Origin of the sequence: Streptomyces griseorubiginosus (assembly GCF_001514195.1) — a bacterium.
GTDB classification, from domain to species: Bacteria; Actinomycetota; Actinomycetes; order Streptomycetales; family Streptomycetaceae; genus Streptomyces; species Streptomyces griseorubiginosus.
Window position 1 is genome coordinate 494,176 of the sequence record NZ_KQ948739.1, and the last position, 24,782, is coordinate 518,957.

Annotated in this window: 21 protein-coding genes, 1 rRNA gene and 1 pseudogene; 6 read left to right on the forward strand and 17 right to left on the reverse strand. The window is 72.2% G+C overall.

Annotated features, from left to right (window positions below):
• Positions 1 to 42: 42 nt before the first annotated feature.
• The 3 genes from AQJ54_RS27990 to pyrG form a co-directional block, all read right to left on the reverse strand.
• Positions 43 to 2,166: a tetratricopeptide repeat protein gene (locus tag AQJ54_RS27990; protein WP_062241831.1), complete on the reverse strand. Its 2,124-nt coding sequence runs from the start codon at positions 2,164 to 2,166 to the stop codon at positions 43 to 45.
• A 258-nt stretch (positions 2,167 to 2,424) separates the two neighbouring features.
• Positions 2,425 to 3,051 carry an NUDIX domain-containing protein gene (locus AQJ54_RS27995; RefSeq protein ID WP_062028821.1) on the reverse strand — a complete coding sequence of 209 codons (627 nt, stop codon included), beginning with the start codon at positions 3,049 to 3,051 and terminating at the stop codon, positions 2,425 to 2,427.
• Positions 3,052 to 3,136: 85 nt separating this feature from the next.
• Positions 3,137 to 4,798 (reverse strand): CTP synthase, encoded by a 1,662-nt coding sequence (gene pyrG, locus AQJ54_RS28000; protein WP_062028823.1) that lies wholly within the window; start codon positions 4,796 to 4,798, stop codon positions 3,137 to 3,139.
• 469 nt (positions 4,799 to 5,267) lie between these two features.
• Here pyrG and AQJ54_RS28005 point away from each other — a divergent pair, with 469 nt between their 5' ends.
• Both AQJ54_RS28005 and AQJ54_RS28010 read left to right on the forward strand, forming a co-directional pair.
• Positions 5,268 to 7,070, forward strand: coding sequence for a glycoside hydrolase family 15 protein (locus AQJ54_RS28005; RefSeq protein ID WP_030322509.1), 1,803 nt, complete (start codon positions 5,268 to 5,270; stop codon positions 7,068 to 7,070).
• Positions 7,071 to 7,228: 158 nt separating this feature from the next.
• Complete coding sequence (locus tag AQJ54_RS28010) at positions 7,229 to 8,611, forward strand: FAD-binding oxidoreductase (RefSeq protein ID WP_062241832.1); 1,383 nt, start codon at positions 7,229 to 7,231, stop codon at positions 8,609 to 8,611.
• On the opposite strand, the gene AQJ54_RS28015 is transcribed toward AQJ54_RS28010, so the two are convergent.
• Positions 8,598 to 9,554: an LLM class F420-dependent oxidoreductase gene (locus AQJ54_RS28015; protein ID WP_062241834.1), complete on the reverse strand. Its 957-nt coding sequence runs from the start codon at positions 9,552 to 9,554 to the stop codon at positions 8,598 to 8,600. The two genes, AQJ54_RS28010 and AQJ54_RS28015, sit on opposite strands and share 14 nt — an antisense overlap.
• A gap of 55 nt (positions 9,555 to 9,609) precedes the next feature.
• On the opposite strand from AQJ54_RS28015, the gene AQJ54_RS28020 reads away from it, so the two are divergent.
• Complete coding sequence (locus tag AQJ54_RS28020; protein ID WP_062241836.1) at positions 9,610 to 11,241, forward strand: PucR family transcriptional regulator; 1,632 nt, start codon at positions 9,610 to 9,612, stop codon at positions 11,239 to 11,241.
• A 67-nt stretch (positions 11,242 to 11,308) separates the two neighbouring features.
• Here AQJ54_RS28020 and AQJ54_RS28025 read toward each other — a convergent pair whose 3' ends face one another.
• From AQJ54_RS28025 to AQJ54_RS28045, 5 genes are all read right to left on the reverse strand, one after another.
• Complete coding sequence (locus AQJ54_RS28025; protein ID WP_062241838.1) at positions 11,309 to 12,442, reverse strand: glycosyltransferase family 4 protein; 1,134 nt, start codon at positions 12,440 to 12,442, stop codon at positions 11,309 to 11,311.
• Between the two features lie 199 nt (positions 12,443 to 12,641).
• Complete coding sequence (gene recN, locus AQJ54_RS28030) at positions 12,642 to 14,360, reverse strand: DNA repair protein RecN (RefSeq protein WP_062241906.1); 1,719 nt, start codon at positions 14,358 to 14,360, stop codon at positions 12,642 to 12,644.
• Between the two features lie 161 nt (positions 14,361 to 14,521).
• Positions 14,522 to 15,427: an NAD kinase gene (locus tag AQJ54_RS28035; protein ID WP_020139442.1), complete on the reverse strand. Its 906-nt coding sequence runs from the start codon at positions 15,425 to 15,427 to the stop codon at positions 14,522 to 14,524.
• Positions 15,424 to 16,239 (reverse strand): TlyA family RNA methyltransferase, encoded by an 816-nt coding sequence (locus AQJ54_RS28040; RefSeq protein ID WP_062241840.1) that lies wholly within the window; start codon positions 16,237 to 16,239, stop codon positions 15,424 to 15,426. The genes AQJ54_RS28035 and AQJ54_RS28040 overlap by 4 nt, the downstream gene beginning before the upstream one ends.
• Before the next feature lie 7 nt (positions 16,240 to 16,246).
• Positions 16,247 to 16,549, reverse strand: coding sequence for a hypothetical protein (locus AQJ54_RS28045; protein WP_062241842.1), 303 nt, complete (start codon positions 16,547 to 16,549; stop codon positions 16,247 to 16,249).
• Positions 16,550 to 16,591: 42 nt separating this feature from the next.
• On the opposite strand from AQJ54_RS28045, the gene AQJ54_RS28050 reads away from it, so the two are divergent.
• Positions 16,592 to 16,939 (forward strand): SCP2 sterol-binding domain-containing protein, encoded by a 348-nt coding sequence (locus AQJ54_RS28050; protein ID WP_062028837.1) that lies wholly within the window; start codon positions 16,592 to 16,594, stop codon positions 16,937 to 16,939.
• A 5-nt stretch (positions 16,940 to 16,944) separates the two neighbouring features.
• Here the strand turns inward: AQJ54_RS28050 and AQJ54_RS28055 are convergent, their stop codons facing one another.
• Positions 16,945 to 17,763: an ABC transporter ATP-binding protein gene (locus tag AQJ54_RS28055; protein ID WP_062241843.1), complete on the reverse strand. Its 819-nt coding sequence runs from the start codon at positions 17,761 to 17,763 to the stop codon at positions 16,945 to 16,947.
• A gap of 1 nt (position 17,764) precedes the next feature.
• On the opposite strand from AQJ54_RS28055, the gene AQJ54_RS28060 reads away from it, so the two are divergent.
• A complete protein-coding gene (locus tag AQJ54_RS28060; protein ID WP_159055560.1) occupies positions 17,765 to 17,935 on the forward strand; it encodes a hypothetical protein in 171 nt (56 codons plus the stop codon).
• On the opposite strand, the gene AQJ54_RS28065 is transcribed toward AQJ54_RS28060, so the two are convergent.
• The 3 genes from AQJ54_RS28065 to AQJ54_RS28075 form a co-directional block, all read right to left on the reverse strand.
• Positions 17,907 to 18,944 carry a FecCD family ABC transporter permease gene (locus AQJ54_RS28065; protein WP_062241847.1) on the reverse strand — a complete coding sequence of 346 codons (1,038 nt, stop codon included), beginning with the start codon at positions 18,942 to 18,944 and terminating at the stop codon, positions 17,907 to 17,909. The genes AQJ54_RS28060 and AQJ54_RS28065 overlap by 29 nt on opposite strands.
• The gene (locus tag AQJ54_RS28070) at positions 18,941 to 19,984 is read right to left on the reverse strand and encodes a FecCD family ABC transporter permease (protein ID WP_062241849.1); all 1,044 of its coding nucleotides are present in this window, start codon (positions 19,982 to 19,984) and stop codon (positions 18,941 to 18,943) included. The genes AQJ54_RS28065 and AQJ54_RS28070 overlap by 4 nt, the downstream gene beginning before the upstream one ends.
• A gap of 120 nt (positions 19,985 to 20,104) precedes the next feature.
• On the reverse strand, positions 20,105 to 21,133 hold the full coding sequence (locus tag AQJ54_RS28075; RefSeq protein WP_062241851.1) for an HAD hydrolase-like protein: 1,029 nt from the start codon (positions 21,131 to 21,133) through the stop codon (positions 20,105 to 20,107).
• Between the two features lie 72 nt (positions 21,134 to 21,205).
• On the opposite strand from AQJ54_RS28075, the gene AQJ54_RS28080 reads away from it, so the two are divergent.
• Complete coding sequence (locus AQJ54_RS28080; protein WP_062241853.1) at positions 21,206 to 22,498, forward strand: DUF1015 domain-containing protein; 1,293 nt, start codon at positions 21,206 to 21,208, stop codon at positions 22,496 to 22,498.
• A gap of 62 nt (positions 22,499 to 22,560) precedes the next feature.
• Here AQJ54_RS28080 and AQJ54_RS46415 read toward each other — a convergent pair whose 3' ends face one another.
• The 4 genes and pseudogenes from AQJ54_RS46415 to rrf form a co-directional block, all read right to left on the reverse strand.
• Entirely contained in the window at positions 22,561 to 23,337 is a 777-nt protein-coding gene (locus AQJ54_RS46415; protein WP_211278597.1) for a tetratricopeptide repeat protein, read from the reverse strand.
• A complete protein-coding gene (locus AQJ54_RS47425) occupies positions 23,229 to 23,939 on the reverse strand; it encodes a hypothetical protein (RefSeq protein ID WP_211278598.1) in 711 nt (236 codons plus the stop codon). Before AQJ54_RS47425 ends, AQJ54_RS46415 begins: the two co-directional genes overlap by 109 nt.
• Positions 23,848 to 24,528 (reverse strand): annotated as a pseudogene (locus AQJ54_RS47825) (tetratricopeptide repeat protein); the annotation flags it as partial. The gene AQJ54_RS47425 and the pseudogene AQJ54_RS47825, both read right to left, overlap by 92 nt.
• 62 nt (positions 24,529 to 24,590) lie before the next feature.
• Positions 24,591 to 24,707: ribosomal RNA gene (gene rrf, locus AQJ54_RS28100) — 5S ribosomal RNA — on the reverse strand.
• Between the last annotated feature and the right edge of the window lie 75 nt (positions 24,708 to 24,782).

Below are 24,782 nucleotides of genomic sequence, written 5' to 3' on the forward strand. Positions count from 1 at the left end.
CAGTCTAATGAAGGCGTTCCCCGTGTCTAGCCTTTCATTGCATCAATCTTCTGCGGATGTACTACGGATTTCGTAGGCGTCAGCGTCTTGTTTCGGCTCCTCGGCCTGTTCCTCGGCCTGTTCCTCGGTCTGTTCACGGGTCCGTTCACCGGTCCGTTCCTCGCTCTGTGAGGCACCGGGTTCCCCCTGCGAAAGGTCCTCACCCAGCAGCCGCTCGGCGGTACCGCGGTGCAGCTGTGCGGCCGCCGGATCGCCGAGATGCTCCAGGGTGTCGGCGATCCGCAGCTGGAGCGCCGCCTGGAGCCGGAGGTCCTCGGCACGCCGGGCCCATTCCACGGCGTCCTGGCAGGTGCGCAGCGACTCCTCGGGGTGGCCGGCGTACTCCTGGACCCGGGCGAGTTCGCTCAACGCCCGTGCGTGGGCCGCGAGATCGCCGGTCCTGCGGTGTCCGGCGAGGGCGGCCCGCCAGTTCCTGACCGCCTCCCCGTAGCGGCCCGCGTAGGTGTGCGCGGCGGCGATACGGCCGTACAGCCGGGCGGCCTCCGCGCGCTCGTCCCGGGCCAGCCGCTGGGCGAGGGCCCGGCCGTACCAGTCGGCGGCCCGGTCGTAGTCCCCGAGCTCCAGATACGCGCCTCCTACGGATTCCATCGCGCGGCCGGTCGCATACGGGTCGTTCGCCTCCCGTCCGGCGTCCAAGGCGGCGCGGTAGCGGGCCAGCGCCTCCCGGGTCCGGCCGGTCTGGGCGTCCAGGTCGGCGAGGTTCAGCAGGGCCGCGGCCTTCTCCCGGGGCAGCGCGCGCCGCTCGGCCACGTCGAGAACGAGACCGTGGAGGCCGTAGAGGTCGGCGGCGGCGGCCTTGGTGCCGAAGTGGGCCACCATCGCGCGCACGAGCTGGGACATCAGACGCCGGGCCAGGGTGTCCAGCTCCCCGTCGGCGACCGCGAGCCGGGCGGCGGCGAGCAGGGCCGGCTTGCGGATCCGCAGCCAGTCCTCGGCGGCCCGGGGGCTCGGGAAGCGCAGGGAGCGCGGCATGCCCTGGAGTTTCTCGCGGGCGTCGGCGCTGTCGGTCTCGGTGATCGCCCGGGAGGACTGGAGCAGCCGTACCGTCCGCTCCAGCATCCGGGCGCGGGCCAGCTGGAGCTCGGCGGGCCGGTCCTGGCTGTCCGCGAGGGCCTTGAGCAGCGGATGCAGACAGCCGGGGACCTCGTACTCCGGCAGTGAGGAGGGCACGGCGTGCAGCAGGCCGAGCGCGACGAAGTCGTCCAGGGTGGAGCGGGCGCCGCCCACCGAGCAGCCGGCGAGCGCGGAGGCGGTGTGCGGGTCGACCAGGCCGGCCGGGGCGAGGGAGAGCAGTCGTAGTATCCGGGCGGCCGGGGCGGGGAGCGAGGTGTAGACCAGCTTGAAGACCCGGCTGAGCGGGGTCGCCTCGTCACTCTCCGCATGCAGCTGCTTGGCCAGATCGGCCACGGCGGCCTTGGGCCGGGCGGCGAGCCAGCCCCCCGCCAGCATCAGCGCGGCCGGATGCGCCTGGCAGATCTCGACGAGCTGCTCGGCGGCGCGCGGGTCGACCGTGATGCGCACCGACCCAGTGTGCCGGCTCAGCAGCTCCAGCGCGGACTTGGTGTCCAGCCCGCCGAGGGTGCACGGCCGGACGTCCGCGATCCCGGTCAGCGGCCCTCCGGAAACGGCCACGACCAGGCATTCCGGAGTATCCGGAAGCAGGGCGTCCACCTGCTCCGCGGCCACCGCGTCGTCCAGCAGAAGCAGCGCGCGCCGATCGGCGAGGGCCTGGCGCAGCGCCTCGGAGAGCTCGTCCTCGGCGGCTCCCGCCGGCGCCTGCACCTCCAGCGCGGCGAGCAGCTCCCGGGCCACGCTCGCGACCGGGACAGGGGTGCCGTCGGGCTCGCCCAGCCGGGCCCGCAGCACCCCGTCGCCGTAACTCTCAGCAACGGCCCGGACGAGTTCCTCGGCGAGCGCGGTACGCCCCGAACCGGGTCGCCCGGCGATGAGCAGGACGCGTGCGCGGGGTGCCTTCCGGCCCGCGAGGGTGTCCAGTCCGGCACGCTCGATGTCGGCGCGCAGTTCCTTCAACTCCCGTGTCCGCCCCAGGAAATGATCCTCGCAGGACAGCCGTACGCCCTCTGCGTCCACCGCCTGGTCCGTCACGGGCCACACTCCCGTCCCACCGCACGCGCAAAGCCCGCCGGTGACCCCGGATCGGGCACCAAAAGCCTAGTTCACGCTGTGCAACGTTCCTGGCAGAGCGCGACGGTGACGGACACAGAGTCCCCCGATCGGATCAACGGATCATAGGAACTACGGTTCCATGGCGCACCCATAGGGGCGCGGGGAACTGCGCGACCAGCCACGACGAACCGCCACCCCGCAACGAACCGCACCCCGAACGGCGAACCCCGCGAAACCTCACGCCTCAAACGGTCGCGCAGGCCACTCCGCCTCAGCAGGACGCAACCCCTCCACCCCACCGGAGGCCCGCGCCGCGACCAGCGACAACACGCCCACAACAAGGCAGTTGTTGTGCAACTCCCCCGCCAGCACCCCCTGAACCAGCGAAGCGACCGGCACGCGCGCGTGCTCCATGTCCGCCTCCTCGTCCTCGACCTCGAACCGCTCCTCCTGGGCCTCGGACAGCCCCCGGGCGAGGAAGATGCGGATCGCCTCGTCGCACCCGCCCGGAGTCGTGTAGACATCCGTCAGCACCCGCCAGTCCTCCGCCTTGACGTGTGCCTCCTCGTACAGCTCCCGCTGGGCCGCGTGCAGCGGGTTCTCGCCCGGCACGTCGAGCAGCCCCGCCGGGATCTCCCACAGCTTCTGCCGTACGGGGTGCCGGTACTGGCGGATGAGCAGGACCCGGTCCTCGTCGTCGAGGGCGAGGACGGCCACGGAACCGGGGTGGACCTGGTAGTCGCGGCGGACCACCGATCCGTCGGGCATGACCACCTCGTCCGTGCGGACGGAGGTCTTGTTGCCCACGAACGGGGTCTCGGTCCCCCGGATCTCCCACTCTTCCGGGGTGTCCTTGATCGTCATGCCCTGTCCTTCCCCACGTGAGCAAAAAAAGCCGGGACGCCCGTCATTTGAATGCGCGCGCCCCGGCCACCGTACAACTGTCGTGTTACTTCGAAGTCTTCCGCTCGACCGAGGCCTTCACGAGGCCCGCGAAGAGCGGATGCGGACGTGTCGGGCGCGAGCGCAGCTCCGGGTGGGCCTGCGTGGCGACCAGATAGGGGTGGACATCGCGCGGGTATTCGACGTACTCGACGAGCTTTCCGTCCGGCGAGGTGCCGGAAAACAGGATGCCCGCCTTCTTCTCGAGCTCGGCGCGGTAGGCGTTGTTCACCTCGTACCGGTGACGGTGCCGCTCCTCGACGTACTCCTTGCCGTCGTACACCTCACGGACGATGGAGCCCTCGGCGAGCTTGGCGGGGTACATGCCGAGCCGCATGGTGCCGCCCATGTCGCCCTCGCCGGCGACGATGTCGAGCTGCTCGGCCATGGTGGAGATGACCGGGTGGGCGGTCGCGGAGTCGAACTCGGTGGAGTTGGCGTCCGGGATGTCCGCCAGGTTCCGCGCGGCCTCGATCACGATGCACTGGAGGCCCAGGCAGAGGCCCAGCAGCGGGACCTTGTTCTCGCGGGCGTACTTGATCGCGCCGACCTTGCCGAGCACACCGCGGTCGCCGAAGCCGCCCGGGATGCAGATGCCGTCCACGTCACCGAGCTGAGCGGCGGCGCCGGCCGGGGTCTTGCAGTCGTCGGAGGTGACCCACTTGATCTTCACGCGGGCCTTGTTGGCGAAGCCGCCCGCGCGCAGCGCCTCGGTGACCGAGAGGTAGGCGTCGGGCAGGTCGATGTACTTGCCGACCAGGGCGAGGGTGATCTCGTGGTCGGGGTTGTGGACGCGGTCGAGCAGGTCGTCCCAGGTCGTCCAGTCCACGTCCCGGAAGGGCAGGTCCAGCTTGCGGACGACGTAGGCGTCCAGGCCCTCGCCGTGCACGGTCTTGGGGATGTCGTAGATCGAGCGGGCGTCGGGGCAGGCGACCACGGCGGCCTCGTCGACGTCGCACATCAGCGAGATCTTGCGCTTGATCGCGGTCGGGACCTCGCGGTCGCAGCGGAGCACGATAGCGTCCGGCTGGATACCGATGTTCCTGAGGGCCGCAACCGAGTGCTGGGTCGGCTTCGTCTTCAGCTCACCCGAGGGGCCGATGTACGGCAGGAGCGAGATGTGGACGACGAAGACGTTGTCACGACCGACCTCGTGACGGACCTGGCGGACCGTCTCCAGGAAGGGAAGCGACTCGATGTCGCCGACCGTGCCGCCGACCTCGGTGATGACGACGTCGACCTCGTCGGTCGCCATGCGCCGGATGCGGTGCTTGATCTCGTTGGTGATGTGCGGGATGACCTGCACGGTGTCGCCCAGGTACTCGCCGCGGCGCTCCTTGGCGATCACCGTGTTGTAGACCTGACCGGTGGTGACGTTGGCGGAGCCGTCCAGGTCGCGGTCGAGGAAGCGCTCGTAGTGGCCGATGTCCAGGTCGGTCTCGGCGCCGTCGTTGGTGACGAACACCTCGCCGTGCTGGAAGGGGTTCATCGTGCCCGGGTCGACGTTGAGGTACGGGTCGAGCTTCTGCATCACGACGCGCAGGCCGCGCGCCTTGAGCAGCATGCCGAGGCTGGAAGCCGTCAGGCCCTTGCCGAGCGAGGAGGCGACACCCCCGGTGACGAAGATGTGCTTGGTCGTCGTGGTGCTGTTTCGAAAAACAGGGGGCATGGCCAAGAGGGGGCTCCCGTGGTCGCGATCTGGAGGTGCGGTTCGGGGGTCAGGCGCCCACCGGTCCACGGGCTACCAGGGTATCAGCGCCGTGAGGAGATGGCCTCCGGCCACGCTCCGCGCACGAGCCGACACGGAACCGCACGAGAGCACCTGTTTCTCACCCGCTGCTCACCCGTTCGGCCCAGGCGCGTTGTCCGGAGCGGCACACAGATCATCTACGTGCGTCGTATCCTGCTCGGACACTCGCTGCCGAGCCCGGCCGGAAACACGGGACCACCCCCACCCGTAAGAGCCGGAACAACGAGAGCTCGTCAGTTCGTTGAGCGACAGTTGTCGTTTTGCCTCACAGCGGCATGACTGTTTTGCTTCACCGCTCAACGACGCATTACAACGACCCCCTTGACCGCACCAAGCGACAGCCCCCTTTCCTTCAGGGGGTGACGTGGCCGTTCGACTGGAGTTGCACGTGGCCGGGCGCATCGAAGACTACGCACTCATCGGAGACATGCAGACCGCTGCCCTGGTCTGCCGGGACGGCACAGTGGACTGGCTGTGCCTGCCCCGCTTCGACTCGCATGCCATCTTCGCCGGCCTGCTGGGCACCGAGGAACACGGCTTCTGGCGGCTCGGCCCCGCGCACGCGGCGGACGCCGAGCCCCCCACCGCCGCCCGGCGCACCTACCGCGGCGACTCCCTGATCCTCGAATCGGAGTGGGACACCTCACGCGGCACGGTCAGGGTGACCGACTTCATGCCCCCGCGTGACGGCGCCCCCCAGCTCATCCGGATCGTGGAGGGCGTCTCGGGCCGCGTACCGATGCGCTCGGCTCTCCGGATGCGTTTCTCCTACGGCCGGGTCGTCCCGTGGGTCCACAAGCACGAGGGCCGCACGGTCGCCGTGGCGGGCCCGGACTCGGTGTGGTTCGACACCGACTGCGAGACGTACGGCAAGGCCCTGACGACGTACTCGGACTTCACGGTCGCCCCGGGTGACCGGATCGCGTTCACCATCTCCTGGGAGCCCTCGCACAAGCAGCCGCCACCGCTGCCGGAGCCGGAGCAGTCCCTGGAGGCGACCGAGGACTTCTGGCGCGAGTGGGTCGAGCACTGCACGTACCACGGCCCGTACCGCGAGGCCGTCATCCGCTCGCTGATCACCCTCAAGGCCCTGACGTACGCCCCCACGGGCGGCATCGTCGCGGCCCCGACGACCTCCCTGCCCGAGGACATCGGCGGCGTCCGCAACTGGGACTACCGCTACACCTGGCTGCGGGACGCGGCCATCACGCTGTCCTCGCTGCTGCGCACCGGCTACCGCGAGGAGGCCCGCGCCTGGCGCGAGTGGCTGCTGCGGGCCGTCGCCGGCGACCCGGAGAACCTCCAGATCATGTACGGCATCGCCGGCGAGCGCGAGCTGGGCGAGGCCGAGCTGGACTGGCTCCCCGGCTACGAGAACTCCGCCCCGGTCCGGGTCGGCAACGGCGCCGCGCACCAGCTCCAGCTGGACGTCTACGGCGAGGTCACCGAGGCCCTGCACCTGGGCCACATGACCGGCCTGGCCCGCAACGACTACGCCTCCATCCTCCAGCTCAAGCTGATCCGCTACCTGGAGGACCACTGGAACGAGCCGGACGAGGGCATCTGGGAGGTCCGCGGGCCGCGCCGGCACTTCGTGCACTCGAAGGTGATGGCGTGGGTCGCGGTCGACCGCACCATCAAGCTCATCGAGTCCGGTGACGCGGACGGCCCGCTGGAGAAGTGGCGCGACCTGCGCGACGACATCCACCGGGACGTGTGCGAGAAGGGCTACGACAAGGAACGCAACACCTTCACGCAGTCGTACGGCTCCAAGGAGCTGGACGCGAGTCTGCTCCTCATCCCGCAGATGGGCTTCCTGCCGCCCGACGACAAGCGCGTGATCGGCACCATCGAGGCGATCCAGCGCGAGCTGTCCACCCCGGACGGCTTCATCCTGCGCTACCCGACCTCCAGCGGCGACGAGAACGTCGACGGCCTCCCCGGCGACGAAGGGGCCTTCCTGGCCTGCTCGTTCTGGATGGCGGACGACCTCGCGATGATCGGCCGCGTGGACGAGGCGAGGAAGCTCTTCGAGAAGCTGCTCTCCCTGCGCAACGACCTCGGCCTGCTCGCCGAGGAGTGGGACCCGCGCCTCAAGCGTCAGGTCGGCAACTTCCCGCAGGCCTTCAGCCACGTCCCGCTCATCGACACCGCACTGCGCCTGACGGCGTCGGGCGCGTACGGCGGCTGAACCTCACGGGACCCCACGCGTTCTCGCGAGATCCCGTGCGTTCTCACGACACCGCGCGAGTTCTTACGAGGCCGTGACGGCCGGCGGCCGAACAGGACCGCCGGCCCGCGCCCGCCTAGGCTGGGACCCAACAGCCCCTGCACGAAAGGGGGCGCCCCATGGCATCCCCGTCGAAGGCGGGCGCGGCCCTAGCCGCGCTGCGCGAAGATCTGGTCGGCGACGTGTTCGCCCCCTCGGACCCGGGCTACGACGAGGCCCGGACCGTGTTCAACGCGATGATCGACCGCAGGCCGGCGGTGATCGCGCAGTGCGTGAGCGAGGACGACGTCGTACGGGCCGTGCGCTTCGGCCGTGAACTGGACCTGCCGATCGCGGTGCGCGGCGGCGGGCACAGCGTGGCGGGCATGGCGGTCAACGACGACGGTCTGGTCATCGATCTGCGTCACATGCGGGCGGTCGCCGTCGACCCCGTCGCCCGCGCGGTGCGGGTCGCGGGCGGCGGCACGATGAGCGATCTGGACCGCGCCTGCGAGCCGCACGCGCTCGCCACCACCGGCGGCCGCGCCTCGACCACCGGCGTCGGCGGCTTCGTCCTGGGCGGCGGCACCGGCTGGCTGGACCGCTGGTGCGGGCTCGCCGTCGACAACCTGCTCGGCGTGGATCTGGTTACCGCGGACGGCGAGCGCGTCCACGCGAGCGCCGACGAGCACCCGGACCTGTTCTGGGCCCTGCACGGCGGCGGCGGCAACTTCGGCATCGCGACCGGGATCACCCTGAGGCTCCACTCGCTGCCGGATTTCTCCATCGCGCTGCTGCTGTACCTCCCGGAGTTCGGCCCCGAGGTGGTGCGCACCTACCGCGAGCTGATGGCACACGCGCCCGACGAGGCGAGCGGCGGCATCATCTATCTCACCGGCCCGCCCGAGGAGTTCGTCCCGCCGCACCTGGTCGGCAGCCTCCTGTGCGGCGCCCTGCTCACCTACGCCGGTCCCGAGCAGGACATGCGCAAGCTGGCCGAGCCGCTGCTGGCGCTCCCGCACGAGACGGAGGTCGTCGGCGCGATGCCGTACGCCGATGTGCAGTGCATGATCGACGATCCGCCCGGCATGCGGAACTACTGGTCGGCGGAGTACCTGACGGGCATACCCGACCCGTACGTGGACCTGTACTGCGCCCGCGCCGAGTCCATGCCGGTGCCGACCGGCACCATCCACGTGCTCTTCCCGCAGGGCGGAGCCATCGCCCGGGGACCGCACGAGTACCCGGTGCCCTACCGTGACGCGCCCTGGGCCGTGCACCCGTTCGCGATGTGGGAGGACCCCGCGGACGACGAGCGGGGCATCCAGTGGGTCCGCGACGTCCGCGCGGACGCGCAGCCGTGGAGCACGGGTGACGTCTACCTCAACTTCATCGGCGACGAGGGCCCGGACCGGGTCACCGCGGGCGTGGGCGCCGAGAACGCCCATCGCCTGGCCGAGGTGAAGGGCCGCTACGACCCGGACAACGTGTTCCGCTTCAACCACAACATCAGGCCGGCCTGAGCGCGGTCAGCGTCCGCTCGCCGCCCGAGTCCCCCGCCGTGGCCGGCACCAGGGCGATCTCGTCCAGCCCGGCCTCGGCGTAGGCCTCGACCCGCGCGCGTACGGCGTCCAGGTCGCCGACCAGTCCCACCGTGCCCGCGGCCGCCGCGGGCAGGGCCCGCACCAGCGTCTCGCGGTCGGCCCCGCCCGCGGCGAGGTCCACGGCGTCCCCGAACCCGGCCTCGGCGAACACCTCGCTGTACCCCGGCACGGTGAGGTACCCGGCGATGCTGCCGAGCACCTGCGCGAGGGCCTCCGGCCCGGGATCGACGGCGGCCGGCAGCCACGCGGCGAGCGCGGGCGCCGGACGGCCCGCCTTGCGCGCCGCCGCGTCCAGTTCGGCCCGCAGCGCCCGCACCTGCTCCGGCGAGACCACGTCCAGCAGCATGCGGTCGGCGTGCGCGGCGGCCGTGGCGATCGCGCGGGGCCCGAACGCGGCCACCGTGAGCGGACCTCCGGGCGGGGGCAGACGGCGGCGGAAGGGGCTGCCGGGCACGACCGCTTCCCCCGAAGAAGCGTGCAGGAACCGTCGTACGGCTGCCGCGTGCTCCTCCAGTACGGCGGCCGGCCGCGTCCTCGGCCGGTCGTGCACGCCCTCCACGACCCGCTTGCTGGAGGTGCCCAGGGCGACCCCGACCGGCCGCCCGACGAGGGCCGCGACGGAGGCGGCGCCCCGGGCCGAGGTGTACGGGTCGCGCACGGACACCGGCACCGGTCCTGCCGTCAGGGCGACCCGCTCGGTGGCCCGCCCGATCGCGGTCGCGAGGACGAAGGAGTCCCATGTCGGGCCCTCCCCCGCCCACACCTCCCGGTACCCGAGCCGGTCGGCGGTCACCGCCACCCGCATCGGCTCCTCGACCGGAGTGTCGTCCTCCCGTGCCACGGCCACCACGCTGAAGTCCATGCCCCGGCCGCTACCCCGGCCCTCTCGCCCGCATGCCTCGGGTAGCGTCCGGCTCATGGACAGCGCTACGAACAGCGGATTCGACACCCAGGGCGCCGGGATCACCGTGCAGCGCGCGCTGGAGCTGCCCGGGCTGCGCAGCGGGCTCCCGGAGATCCTCGCGGGCGCGGACCGGCTGCACCGGAGCGTGCGCTGGGTGCACGCGGGCGAGGTGCCGAACATCGCCTCCCTGCTGAAGGGCGGGGAGCTGCTGCTGACCACCGGCTACGGGCTCGGCACCCGGCCCGCCGAACAGCGCGCGTTCGTGCGCACCCTGGCCGAGCGCGGTATCGCGGCCCTGGTCGTGGAGCTGGGCCCGCGCTTCACCCGGCTGCCCGCGGCCCTCGTCGACACGGCCCGGGCGACCGGCCTGCCGCTCGTCCAGCTGCACCGCGAGGTGCCGTTCGTGACGGTCACCGAGGAGATCCACACCGAGATCGTCAACGGCCACTACGCCCTGCTCCAGCGGGCGGAGGAGGTGCACCGGCGCTGCACGGAGGCCCTGCTGGGCGGCGGCGGGGTGCCGCAGGTCCTCGGCACCCTCTCCGACTTCGGCGGCAACCCGGTGTTCCTGGAGACGACCGACGGCAGGCTCCTGTACGCCGCCGGGGCCGGGCCCGAGGGCGCCGACCCCCTCCAGGTCTGGGAGGGGCTGCGCGGCCAGCACAAGGACACACCACCGGCGGGATCGGTCCTGGTGGACGTGCCCGGGGGCGGCCCCGGCACGGGGTCGGTGCGGGCGCGGCTCGTGCTGCTGCCCGTGCGGGGGCCGATGGGCCCGGTGCACCGGATGGCGGCGGAACGGGCCGCGGGCATCCTCGCGGTCGTCCTGATGCAGGCCCGCCAGGAGGAGGAGCTGGCGGCCCGCGGGCGCGGCGACTTCCTGACCGATCTCGCGGAGGGCCGGATCACCACCGAGGACGCCCCCGCGCAGGCGCGCGTGCTGGGCTTCAGACCGGGCGGCGGCCCGCTGCTGCCCATCGTGATGCACCTGGGCTCCTCGGGCGGCGGCTGGACGGCACTGGCCCGCGCGCTCTCCGAGGAGCTGGCCTCGCTCGGCGTGCCGGTCCTGCTCGGCGTACGGCCCGTGGAGGGCCGGGTCCTGGTCCTGCTCGGGCTGCGCTCGGAGTCGGAGCGGCAGGCGGTGTCGGACAAGGTCGCGGCGGCGCTGCGGGCGGGCCTGGAGCGGGCCGGGATGCGGCGGCCGGGCGCCCAGCCGCCCGTGGTCGTGGTCGCCGCGGCGGGCAGCTGGACGGCGGCCTCGGCAGGCCTGCGGCACGCGGCGGAGACGGCGACGGCGGCCCAGGGCCTGCCGGACCGCCCCTGGTACGACGCCCGCCGCCTCGACATCGACCTGCTGCTGTGGCGGCTGCGCGACCACCCGGACCTGGCGGCCTTCGTGGACCGGGCCATCGGCCCCCTGCGCGCCCACGACGACCGCTCCAAGCCGCCGCTGCTGCCCACCCTCCAGACCTACCTCGCGCACGCGGGCCGCAAGGCGGAGACGGCCCGCGAGCTCCATCTGAACCGGCAGACCCTCTACAACCGCCTCGCCCGCATCGGGGAGTTGCTCGGCACGGACCTCGACGACCCGCAGACGGTCCTGGCGTTGAGCCTGGCGCTCCGGGCACGCAGACACGTGCCGTAGCGCTCCTTCGGCCCTCAGATCGGCGGGGGCCCTCAGATCGGCCGGGCCCTCAGGTGGGGCGGGGCCCTCAGATGGGCCGGGGCTGGGTCAACTCGTCGTAGACGCTGAGCACTTGCGCGACGGTCTGGTCCTCGGTGGGCCAGGTCGCCGCCTGCCGCGTCCCCCGCTCCCGCAGCAGCTCCTGCCGCTCGGGGTCCCCGAGCAGCCGTACGACGGCCCCGGCGAGCGCCTCCGGGTCGCCGTACGGGACGAGTTCGGCCGCGTCGCCGACGAGTTCGGGGATGCCGCCGACCGCCGTGGCGACCAGCGGCACGCGCGCGTGGAAGGCCTCCTGGGCGAGCACGGACCGCGCCTCCAGGCGGCTGGGCAGAAGGGCGAGGTCGGCGGCGGCGAGCAACTCGGCGCTGTCGTCACGGCGTCCGATGAGCCGGACGGGCAACTCCTCGTCCTCGATACGACTCTGGAGGACCGTCCGCAGCGGCCCCTCCCCGGCGACGACGACCAGCGGCACGGGGTCGAGCCGTCGCCACGCGCGGGCGGCGTCCAGGAGCGTCTCGTAGCCCTTGTGCCGCTCCAGGGCACCGACCGCGACCAGCAAGGGGCGCCCGGTGGCCCCGAGTTCGGCCCGGAGCTTGGGCCGTAGCCGGTCGGGGTCCTCCTGTTCGAGGGCCCCGCGCGGCCCGGGCAGGGCCACGGCGGCCAGCCGGGCGTCCCGGGCGCCGGTCCTGCGGGCCCGGTCCACGAGCGCCGAGGTGGAGCCGAGGACCACGGCGGCGGCCTTCACGACCCGGCGTTCCAGCAGGCGCACGAAATGGGCCCGGGCACCTTCCGCGTACGCCCGGTCATGCCAGGTGACGACGAGCGGGGTGCGCCGCCCGCTGAGCGCCAGCACCGCGCGGAACGAGGCGTGCAGGCCGTGGGCGTGCACCAGATCGGCGTCCGAGCAGGCCGCCCGCAGCACGGCCACGGAGGTGGGGTCACTGCTGCGCGGTACGTGCACGTGTTCGGCGCCGGCCCCGGTGAAGTCGTAGGTGCGATCCGCCTCGGCGGGGGCGCACACCGTGACCCGCACGCCCCGCGCGACGAGCCCCGAGGTCAGGGAGCGCACATGCGCGCTGCTGCCGGCATTGCCGCCGCCCAGCACCTGCACGGTGCGCAGCGAGGACTGGCCGTGCGGTGAGTGGCTGCTCACGGGGGTCACGTGGCCGGGCTCCTGGTTCGGGTCGTGCGGTCACGAGGAAACGTACAGAAGTGTCGAGCGGGGGGTGTACCGCGCGCTTCCTACGCGTGATGGGTTCTCTGCCAAGGATGCCAGGACGTACGGGTGTTCCGGGAATGCGGAGGACGGGGCGCGGGTGCGCACGGCGAGTCGGCGTCCCTCACAAGAGTGACGCACCCGCTCACGCGTCCGCGCGAGCCGTCGCCAGCAACTCCTCCGCGTGTGCCCGGGCCGTCTCCGAGTCCTCCTGGCCGGCGAGCATCCGGGACAGCTCCCGCACCCGCTCCTCGCCCTCCAGCACCTTCACACCGGAGCGGGTGACCGACCCGTCGTTGGTCTTCTCGACCAGCAGCTGCCGGTCGGCGAAGGCCGCGACCTGCGGGAGGTGGGTCACCACGACGACCTGCGCGGTCTTCGCGAGCCGCGCGAGGCGCCGCCCGATCTCGACCGCCGCCTTGCCGCCGACACCGGCGTCGACCTCGTCGAAGAGGTACGTCGGCACGGGGTCGGTCCCCGCGAACACGACCTCGACGGCCAGCATCACGCGCGAGAGCTCACCGCCGGACGCGCCCTTGGCGATGGGCCGCGGCGGGGCGCCCGGGTGCGGGGCGAGCAGCAGCTCGACCTCGTCGACACCGGCCGGTCCGTAGGCGACCGGACGTCCGTCGACCTCCACGCCCTCGGGGTCCTCGGTCTGCCGGATGGCGAAGGACACGCGCGCGTGGGGCATCGCCAGCGAGGCCAGCTCCGCCGTCACCGCGGCGGCGAACCTCTCGGCGGCCTCCGTCCGCGCGTCCGTCAGCGCCTGCGCGAGCCCGCCCAGTTCGGCCCTGAGGGCGTCCCGCTCGGCGGTCAGCTCGTCGATCCGCGTGTCGTCGCCGTCCAGTTCGGTGAGCCGCGCGGCACTCTGCTCGGCCCACGTGATCACGGCGGCGACGTCCTCGCCGTACTTCCGGGTCAGCGCGGTGAGCGCGGCCCGCCGCTCCTCGACGGCGGACAGCCGCAGCGGATCGGCGTCCAGGTCGTCGGCGTATCCGGCCAGCTCCCCGGCCACGTCGCCCAGCAGGATCCCGATCTCCCCGAGCCGGTCGGCGAGCGCGGAGAGAGCCGGGTCGTGCGACCGCACGGCTTCCAGGGCCCGCTGGGCGCCCGCCACGAGCGTCGCCGCGTCGATCCCCTCGGGGTCCTCGGGATTGCCCGCGAGCGCGGCGTGAGCGGCCGTGGCGGCGGACGACAGGGCCTCGGCGTGGCCGAGCCGCTCCGCCTCCTCCGCGAGCTCCACGTCCTCCCCGGCCCGCGGCTCCACGCCGGCGATCTCGTCCAGCCCGAAGCGCAGCAGATCGGCTTCCTGGGCCCGCTCACGCGCGCGGGTGACGATCTCGTCCAGCTCGACGGTGACGGCCCGCAGCCGCCGGTAGGCCTCGGTGTACTTGGCCAGCGGCACCGCGACGCCGTCACCGGCGTACCGGTCGAGGGCCTGCCGCTGCCGGTTCAGCTTGAGCAGCCCCTGCTGATCGGTCTGGCCGTGCACGGCGACCAGCTCGTCGGCGAGCTCGGCCAGCACCCCCACGGGCACCGACCGCCCGCCCAGGTGCGCCCGGGACCGCCCTTCGGCGGAAACGGTACGGCTGATCAGCAGCGCCCCGTCGTCGAGCTCCGCCCCGGCCTCCTCGGCCCGTACGACGACGGAGTCCCCGGCGGACACGGTGATCCGCCCCTCCACGACCGCCTTCTCGGCCCCGATCCGCACGAGCGCCGCGTCAGCCCGCCCGCCGAGCAGCAGACCCAGGCTGGTGACCACCATGGTCTTGCCCGCACCCGTCTCACCGGTGACAGCGGTGAACCCGGGCGACAGTTCGACGACAGCGTCATCGATGACTCCGAGCGACCGTATCCGCATCTCTTCCAGCACGGTGAAGACCTTACGAGGTCGGGGCGGGAGAGTGCGAGGTGCCCTGTTCACTCGGGCGAGTGGAGGTTCTTCAGGGGCGCGGGGAACTGCGCGACAAGCCCCCACCGGCCCGCAGCCCGCCACACTCCGCAACCACCCCCCACAGCCGGCTAGTGCGGCGCACCCCTCCATCCAGAGACCGGCAACGCGAACTTCGCCACAAGCCGATCCGTGAACGAAGCGTGATGCAGCCGAGCCAGCCGCACCGGCACAGCCCCCCGCCGCACCTCGACCCGCGCCCCCGGCGGCAACTCGAAGGTCCGCCGCCCGTCACACCACAACACCCCCGGAGGGATGTGCGGCAACAACTCCACGGCCAGCACGGAGTTCGGCGAGGTCACCAACGGCTTGGCGAACAGCGCGTGCGCGGAGATCGGCACCATCAGCAGCGCCTCCACCTCGGGCCACACCACAGGCCCCCCGGCAGAGAACGCGTACGCCGTGGACCCGGTGGGCGTGGACAGCACGATCCCGTCGCACCCGAACCCCGTCACCGGCCGCCCGTCGATCTCCAGCACGACCTCGAGGAGCTTCTCGGCGCCGGCCTTCTGCACCGCGGCCTCGTTGAGCGCCCAGTCGGTGTGGACGATGTCCCCGTTCCGGTGAACGACGACATCGACCGTCATCCGCTCCTCGACCTCGTACGCCTTGCTCACCACCCGGTCGACAACCTTGTCGAGATCGTCCCGCTCGGCCTCCGCGAGGAATCCGACGCTGCCCAGGTTGACGCCCAGCATCGGCACCCCGGAGGCCCGGGCGAACTCGGCGCCCCGCAGCAGCGTCCCGTCACCGCCCAGCACGATGAGCAGTTCGCACCCTTCGAGGCACTGCGGTGTCGCCTCCTTGACGAGCTCCACCTCGGGCGGCAGCGGCAGGTCGGCCGCCTCGTACTCCAGGACGCGCACGCCGATGTCGGAGCGCAGCAGCCCCTTCACCACGAGCTCGGCACTGCGAATGGCCGCGGGCCGCCCGGTGTGGGCGAGCAGGAAAACAGTACGAGCTCGGTTCTGGCTCAACGCGGCCCCTCCGCAACTGCACGGTCGACATCGGCCGGGTCCAGGGCGGGCGCCCCGGCACGCAGCCACAGAAAGTATTCGACATTGCCCGAGGGCCCGGGCAGCGGACTGGCCGTGACCCCGTTCACCCCGAGCCCGAGTTCCGCCGCCTTCGCGGCCACTCCGCGCACGGCCTCCGCCCGCAGCTGCGTGCTCCGTACGACTCCCCCGCTGCCCAGCCGTTCCTTCCCCACCTCGAACTGCGGTTTCACCATCATCACCAGATCGGCGTCCGGCTTCACGCACCGCACCAGGGCGGGCAGCACCAGGCCGAGCGGGATGAAGGACAGATCCCCCACGACAAGATCCACTGGTTCCCCATCGATCGCTTCGAGCGTCAACTCGCGTACGTTCGTACGGTCCTTGACGGTGACGCGTTCATCGCTCCGGAGAGACCACGCGAGTTGGCCGTACCCGACGTCGACGGCGACCACGTGCGCGGCCCCGGCCCGCAGCAGCACATCGGTGAACCCGCCGGTGGACGCGCCGGCGTCCAGCGCCCGCCGCCCCTCGACGACCAGCCCCTGCGGCACGAACGCCTGGAGGGCCCCGGCGAGCTTGTGCCCGCCCCGGGACACGTAGTCGGGGTCACCGTCGTCGCTCTGCACCACGATCGCGGCCGCGGTCTCCACCTGGGTGGCCGGCTTGGTCGCGACGGTCTTGCCCACGGTGACCCGCCCCGCCGCGATCAGCTGGCTGGCGTGCTCGCGCGAGCGCGCGAGCTTCCGCCGGACCAGCTCCGCGTCCAGCCGACGGCGTGCGACTCCTGCCACGTTCGGTTCAGCTCCTAGTGCCATACGAGGGTGAGGGCGCCCTCTGGTCGTACGACGGCGAGGGCGCCGGAGGTCCCGGGCGCACGTCGAGCGCGGTCAGCGCGTCGCGCAGCCCCCGGTGTACATCCTCGTACACCTCGATGTGGCCGTCCGTGGCGAGGTGGTCGGCGTCGCCGAGCCGCTCCAGACCGGCGTCCACCTCGGCGTTGCCGGTGGGGGTCCGGGGCACCTGCAGCGGGGCGGGGGCGGCCGGGTCGTGGTCGGGTTCGACCGGGACCTCTGGTGAAGGCTCTGGCACCACGTCGTTCATGCCCAGACGCTACCCCGAACCCTTGGGGTACCGTCGATCGCGATGGCCACGATCGAGGAGTGCCGCGCCGCACTCGAGAAGCTCTCCGACTCCATGGGCGACGCCGAGGGGGATGTCGCCGCGGCCGCGGCGATGGACCGCTCGGTGAGCTGCCGTATCACCGATCTCGACGTCACCTTCGTCGGCCGGATGACGGGCGGCCGGATCGTGGTGCACGACACCGTGCAGGGCCCTCCGAAGGAGAAGGCCCAGATCCGGCTGACGATGTCCGGCGACGACCTGGTGGCCCTCGTGAACGGCGAGCTGAACTTCGCGAAGGCCTGGGGCTCGGGCCGGGTGAAGCTGGAGGCGGGCCTGAAGGACCTGTTCCAGCTCAGGAAGCTTCTGTAGGGCTTTTACGCCTTTTCTACGACTGCCTCCACACGCGCGCGTGCCTTCCGCGCGGCCGGCACCACCAGCGGTGTCCCCGTCTCCGGGTCGTCGATGACCTGGCAGCGCAGTCCGAACACCTCCTCGACCAGCTCGGCCGTGACGATGTCGTTGGGGGCGCCCTCGGCGATGACCTTCCCGCCCTTGAGCGCGATCAGGTGCGTGGCGTACCGGGCCGCGTGGTTGAGGTCGTGCAGGACCGCGACCAGGGTGCGGCCCTGCTCCTCGTGCAGTTCGGCGCAGAGGTCGAGGACGTCGATCTGGTGCTGGATGTCGAGGTAGGTGGTCGGCTCGTCGAGGAGCAGCAGCGGGGTCTGCTGGGCGAGGGCCATGGCGATCCACACCCGCTGACGCTGACCGCCGGACAGCTCGTCGACGTACCGCTCGGCGAGTTCGGCGACCCCGGTCTGCCGCATGGACTCCTGGACGACCCGCTCGTCCTCGGTGGACCACTGGCGCAGGATGCCCTGGTGCGGGTAGCGGCCACGGCCGACGAGGTCGGCGACGGTGATCCCGTCCGGCGCGATCGACGACTGCGGGAGCAGGCCCAGGGTGCGGGCGACCTTCTTCGCCGGCATCGACTGGATGACCTGCCCGTCGAGCAGCACCTTGCCCTGGCTCGGCCTGAGCATCCGCGACAGGGCGCGCAGGAGCGTGGACTTGCCGCAGGCGTTGGGGCCGACGATCACCGTGAAGGAGTTGTCGGGTATCTCCACCGACAGCTGCTCGGCGATGACCCGCTGGTCGTAGGCGAGGGTGACGGCGTCGGCGGACAGGCGGTTCACGGTGCTCCTTGTGCTCCGCTGGGTGCTGGGGATGTTCGGGGTGCTGGGCGTGCCCGGGGTGCTGGGCGTGCCCGGGGTGCTCGGGGTGCTCGGGGTGCTCGGGGTGCTCGGGGTGCTCGGGGTGCTCGGGGTGCTCGGGAGGTTCATATGCGGCCCGCCCTGCGCTCGGTGACCAGCAGCCACAGCAGGTACACGCCGCCCAGGACCCCGGTGACCACACCGACGGGCAGCTGGTCGGCGCCGAAGACCTTCTGCGAGGTCCAGTCGGCGGTGACCAGGAGGGTGGCGCCCATGCACAGGGACGCCAGCAGGTTGGGGCCGGGCGAGCGGGTGAGGCGGCGGGCCAGCTGCGGGGCGGTGAGCGCGACGAAGCTGACCGGTCCGGCGGCCGCGGTGGCGGCGGCGGTGAGCAGGACGGCGGCGACGAGCAGCAGCAGCCGTACCCGCTCCACGCGCACGCCCAGCGCGTTGGAGACGTCGTCGCCCATCTCCATCATCCTGAGGCCGCGCCCGTTGACGAGGACGAGCGGGACGAGGACGGCGCACAGCCACAGCAGCGGCCACACCTGCGTCCAGTCACGGCCGCTGAGCGAGCCGGTCATCCAGACGACCGCCTGGGACGCCTCGGTGAGCGTGGACCTGGTCAGCAGATAGCCGTTGATCGCGGTGACGATCGCGGAGACACCGATACCGACCAGGACCAGTCGATAACCGTGCACACCCCGCCGCCAGGCGAGCAGGTAGATGGCGAACCCGGTCACGAGCCCGCCCACGAGCGCACCCGTGGTCACCTGCCCCGCGCTCCCGGAGAACAGCACGATCATGGTGAGCGCCCCGGCCGTCGCCCCCTGGCTGAGCCCGAGGACGTCCGGACTGCCCAGCGGGTTGCGGGAGATGGCCTGGAACAGCGCCCCGCCGAGCCCGAGCGAGGCCCCGACCAGGAGCCCCACGAGCACCCTGGGCAGCCGCAGCTCGTTGACGATGAACTCCTGCCCGGCGTTGCCGTCCCCGAACAGCGTCTTGAGCACGTCCCGCGCCGGGATCGGGTAGTCACCGGTGCCGATCAGCACGACACTCGCGGTGAGCGCGGCGAGCAGGATCAGGGCGACGACGACGGTGGCCCGCACGTCCAGCCGGACCGAGAGCCCGCCGGGGGTCCTGAGGGCACGGTTGGTCCTCACAGCTGAGCCGTCCTTCGCCGTCGTACGAGAAAGATGAAGACCGGCCCGCCGATGAGCGCGGTGACGATCCCGACCTGGAGCTCCGCGGGCCGGGCGACGACCCGGCCGATCACGTCGGAGCCGAGCAGCAGCACAGGCGACAGGACGGTCGCGTACGGCAGGATCCAGCGCAGGTCGGGGCCGGTGAAGGAGCGCACGACGTGCGGGACCATCAGGCCGACGAACACGATCGGTCCGCAGGCCGCCGTAGCCGCCCCGCACAGCACGGTCGCGGCCAGCATGGCGAGTGCCCGGGTGCGGTTGAGGTTGGCGCCGAGGGCCTTGGCGGTGTCGTCGCCCATCTCCATCGCGTTGAGCGGGCGGGCCAGCGAGAGGGCGAGGAGCGAGCCGGCCGCGAGGAACGGCAGCACCTGGAGGATGGTCGAGGTGCTCGCCGAGGACAGCGAACCGACCGTCCAGAAGCGCATCTTGTTGAGCGCCTGGTCGTCGGTGATCATCACGGCCTGGAGATAGCCGTACAGGGCCGCGCTGATCGCCGTACCGGCCAGGGCGAGCCGGACCGGAGTGGCGCCCCGGCTCCCGCCGAGGAACCAGACCAGCGCACCGACCGCCGCCGCCCCGACGAAGGCGAACCACACATAGCCGCTGAGCGAGGTGACGCCGAAGAAGGTGATCGCGGTGACGACGGCCGCGGACGCGCCGGCGTTGATGCCGAGCAGCCCGGGATCGGCCAGCGGATTGCGGGTCAGGGCCTGGAGCACGGCCCCGGACAGCCCCAGCGCGGCCCCGGCCAGCAGTCCAAGGACCGTCCGCGACAGCCGGTCGGCCACGACGACGTCACCGTAGGTCCCGGTGTCGTGGAACAGGCCGTGCCAGACCTCTGCGACGGACAGCCCCTTCGCACCGATCGCGATGCTCGCCACTCCTACGGCCACGAGGACGGCCAGGGAGACGAAGAGCCCAAGAACGCGTATCGCCCGGCGGGTTGGGGGCGCGGGGGCGGTCTCCGCGCGCTGTTCGGGAGGACTGTCGACCAACACGTGGTTAGGTTAGCCTACCCTGCCCGCAAGCCACGATCCCGGGCCGGAACGTACCCCGAATCACAGCTCGGGACACCGGCTCACAGCAGGGGACATCGGCTCACAGCAGGGGACGCCAGCTCACAACCCCAACCTGGCCAGCGCCTTCCCCGAGTCCAGCTCGCACACACCCTCTCCGGCCACGGTCCAGGCCGCCGCGCACAGGGCCCGCAGACCGTCCAGCGCCTCCCCGTCTCCGTCGATTTCCAGCCGCTCCTTCCCGGCCGTCGCCGTCCATCCCCCGCACCGGAAGCCGTCTCCCGCCTCGGTGACCTCGGGCTGGCCGGTGAGCATCCCCCGCAGATCCGCGTCCACATACGTCGGCCGGTGCTGCGGCGGCGCGGCCAGCAGCTGCGCGCCGTCGGTGACACCGGTGAGCACGAGCAGCGAGTCCACCTCGCCGTTGAACGCCCCCTCGATGTCGGTGTCCAGCCGGTCCCCGACCACCAACGGCCGCTCGGCACCGGTCCGCAGGATCGTCTCCCGGTGCATGGGAGGCAGCGGCTTGCCGGCGACCTGAGGCTCGGCACCGGTCGCGATCCGCACGACCTCGACCGCGGCCCCGTTGCCCGGCGCGATCCCGCGCCCGCTCGGGATGGTCAGATCGGTGTTGGACGCGAACCACGGCACCCCGCGCGCGACGGCGTAACTCGCCTCCGCGAACCGCCCCCAGGGCAGATCCGGCCCGCCGAAGCCCTGCACCACGGCGGCCGGATCGTCGTCCGCCGACTCGACCGGCTCAAGACCCCGCTCCCGCAGCGCCGCCCGCAGCCCCTCGCCCCCGATGACGAGCACCCGCGACCCGGCCGGCACCTGCTCACTGATCAGCCGTGCCACCGCCTGCGCGGAGGTGATCACGTCATCGGCACCGGTCGGTATCCCCAACTCGGTGAGATGCCCGGCCACGGTGTCGGGCGTCCGCAGGGCGTTGTTGGTGACGTAGGCGAGGTGCATCCCGCCCTCACGCGCGGTGGCGAGCGACTCGACGGCGTGCGCGATCGCGTTCCCGCCCGCGTACACCACCCCGTCGAGATCGAGCAGCGCGGTGTCGTACGCCTCGCTCAAGGCCCGCTCACTGCCCTCGGGCTTCGTCCTCACGCGCTGGCTCATTCCGTATCGCTCCCGGTTCGACGGCTTTCCCCCGATCATCCCCCATGCCACCGACACCCGTACGATGCCGGGATGAACACAGCAGGTCACCCGGAAGCAACGGCGCGCCGAGGCCTGGAACTCACCCCGTTCCGAGGCCTGCGCTACGACCCCGACCGGGTCGGCAGCCTCGCCGCCGTCACCTCCCCGCCGTACGACGTCGTGGTCCGCCCCGACGGCCTGCACCAGCTCCAGTCCAACGACCCGTACAACATCGTCCGGTTGATCCTTCCGCAGGCGAGGACGCCGGCCGAACGCAACGCCCAGGCGGCCCGCACCCTGCGCGACTGGCTCGCCGAGGGCATCCTGGCCGCCGACCCCGAGCCCGGCCTGTACGTCTACGAGCAGGACGACGGCGCCGGCCTGCTCCAGCGCGGGATCATAGGGACCCTGCTCCTGTCGGAGCCCTCGGAGGGGGTGGTCCTGCCACACGAGGACGTCATGCCCCATGTGGTCGCCGACCGCGCGGCCCTCATGCGCGCCACCTCGGCGAACCTGGAGCCCCTGCTCCTGACCTACCGCGGCAACGGCTCGCGGTCCGCCACGACGACCGTGATCGAGCGCCTGGCCGAGCAGCCCCCGCTCCTCGCCACCACCACCGAGGACGGCTACCGCCACCGCCTGTGGTCGATCACCGACCCGGATGAGGTGTCCCGCATCCAGTCGGACCTCGCCCAGCACCAGGCCCTCATCGCCGACGGCCACCACCGCTGGGCGACCTACCGCCGTCTACGCGCGGAGCACCCCTCACCCAGCCCCTGGGACCACGGCCTGGTCCTGCTGGTCGACACGGCCCGCTATCCCCTCCGCGTGCGCGCCATCCACCGCCTCCTGCACGGCGTGCCGGTGGCACAGGCCCTCGCGCCCCTGGAGGGGCTCTTCCGGGTCAGCCGTCTCGACGTCGGCCTCACGGAGGCCCTCGACACCCTCGCCGACGCGGCCTGCGCGGGCAACGCCTTCCTCCTCGCCGGCGACGGCGCCTTCCACCTCGTGGACCGCCCCGACCCGGACCTCCTGTCCCGCACGATCCCCACGGACCGCCCCACCGCCTGGCGCACCCTGGACGCGACGGTCCTCCACGCCACGCTCCTCGCCCACGTCTGGGACATCCCCGAGGACGACCCCGCCCGCATCGCCTACATCCACGACACGGCCGCCACGGTCGAGAAGGCGGAACGGGACGGCGGCACCGCGGTCCTCATGCACCCGGTCCGCGAGGAGGTCGTCCGCGACCTCGCCCGCCAGGGCGTCACCATGCCCCGCAAGTCGACGTCCTTCGGCCCGAAACCGGCCTCGGGCCTGGTCCTGCGCGCACTGGACGTCTGACACGAACAAGGGGCGGGATCACCGGGATCCCGCCCCTTGCTCATCGCTCACCGACCCGCAGGTCAGTCCTTGAGGTCCCCCTCGCCGACTTCTCCGGCTTCCTCGTCCTCTACGACGCTGTCAGCGGCCTCGGTGACACCGGCGTCCTCGGCCTCGTCCTCGTCGAAGGCGTCCACGAACTCGACCCCGTCCATCTCGGCGAGCCGGTCGGAGGCGTCGGTGCTGCCGTCCTTGTCGGACTCCACGGCCTTGGCGAACCACTCCCGCGCCTCGTCCTCCCGCCCGGCGGCGAGCAGCGCGTCGGCATAGGCGTACCGCAGTCGCGCGGTCCACGGCTGCACCGAGGCGGAGGCCAGCTCGGGGCTCTGGAGCGTCACGATGGCCGCGTCCAGCTGCCCCATGTCACGTCGGGCACCGGCGGCGACGAGCCGCATCTCGACCTGCCCGGCCTTGTCGAGCTTGTGCACCTCGGGCGCCCCGGCCATGTCCAGCGCCTTCTCCGGCCGCCCGAGCCCCCGCTCGCAGTCGGCCATGACGGGCCACAGCTCCACGTTCCCGGTCATCCGCCGCGCGGCCCGGAACTCGGCGAGCGCCTCGCTGTACTTCTGGTTGGCGTAAGCCGCGAACCCGGCAGCCTCGCGCACGGCGGCGACACGCGACGCGAGCCGCAGGGCCACCTTGGAGTAGCCGTACGCACCCTCGGGGTCCTCGTCGATGAGCCGGGCGACCATCACCAGGTTCTTGGCGACATCCTCCGCGAGCCCCTTCGGCAGACTCTGCAACTCCTGCCGTACGTCCTTGTCGATCTCGTCGCCTGTGACGTCCTCGGGGATCGGCAGCCGCTTGATCGGCTCGCGGTCCCGGTCACGCTCCTCACGGAAACGCCCACCACCACGACGGTCGTCGCCGCCGCGCCGGTCGTCCCGGCCACGGAACCCACCGGGCCGCCCGCCACGGTCGTCCCTGCGGGGGCCGCCGCCACCGCGCCCAGCACGGTCGTCCCTGCGGTCGTCCCGACGGTCATCGCGCCGGAAGCCACCGCGGTCGCCACCCCGGCTGTCCTCACGGCGGCTGTCGTCACGTCGGCCGTAGCCGGCGCTACCCCGGTTGTCATCGCGCCGGAAACCGCCACGGTCGCCACGGTTGTCGTCACGCCGGTCGTTGTCCCGACGGAAACCACCGCGGTCCCCGCGGTCGTCGCCACGGCGGTCATCACGACGGTCGTCACGGCGCGGGTAGCCACCGCCGGCGCTGCTGCGGTTGTCGTCCCGACGGAAGCCACCGCGCTCACCGCGATCCCCACGGTCACCGCGGTCGTCCCGACGGAAGCCGCGGTCCCGGTCATCACCACGGGGTCCACGGTCGCGGTCGTCACGCCGGGCGTAGCCACCGCCGCCACCGCGGTTCTCGTCGCGGCGGAAGCCACCGCGGTCGCGGTCATCGCGTCGGTCGTCACGGCGTGCGTAGCCACCACCGCGGTTGTCGTCCCGGCGCTCTACGCGCTCGCCCCGGTCCCCGCGGTCACCGCGGTCGTCGCGGCGGAAGGCGGGCCGGTCACCGTCGCGCCGGAAGCCACCACGGTCACGGTCGTCGCGGCGCGGTCCGGACGGCCGGTCATCACGACGGAACGCGGGGCGAGGCCCACGGTCCCCGTCACGACGGTCATCGCGTCGGTCGTCACGTCGATCGTCTCGGCGGCCGTAGCCACCGCCGGCGCTGCGGTTGTCGTCCCGACGGAAGCCACCGCGATCCCCACGGTCCCCACGGTCACCGCGGTCACCGCGGTTGTCGTCACGTCGGTCGTCGCGACGGCCGTAGCCACCGCTGCCGTGGCTGCCCCCGCGGTCATTGCCACCGCGGTCGTCGCGGCGGAAAGCGGGCCGGTCACCGTCGCGCCGGAAGCCACCACGGTCACCTCGGTAACCGCGATCGCCACGGTCACCACTGTCCCGTCGCCGCTGGTCGCGCTCCGGTCGGTCGTCGGGAGAGTTGGTGGACATGGTGACTCCTGTCTTCGGTACCGCAAGCATTCTAAAAACAAAAGGACCCCTGGTCCCAGCTGAACGCTGGGACCAGGGGTCCTCCAAAGATTGTTCGGCGGTGTCCTACTCTCCCACAGGGTCCCCCCTGCAGTACCATCGGCGCTGTAAGGCTTAGCTTCCGGGTTCGGAATGTAACCGGGCGTTTCCCTCACGCTATGACCACCGAAACCCTAATGGTTTCGAGCGAACAAGCACACTCTTCTGTTGTGTGGTTCAGCTCTAGCCGACAACCGTTCGTTGTC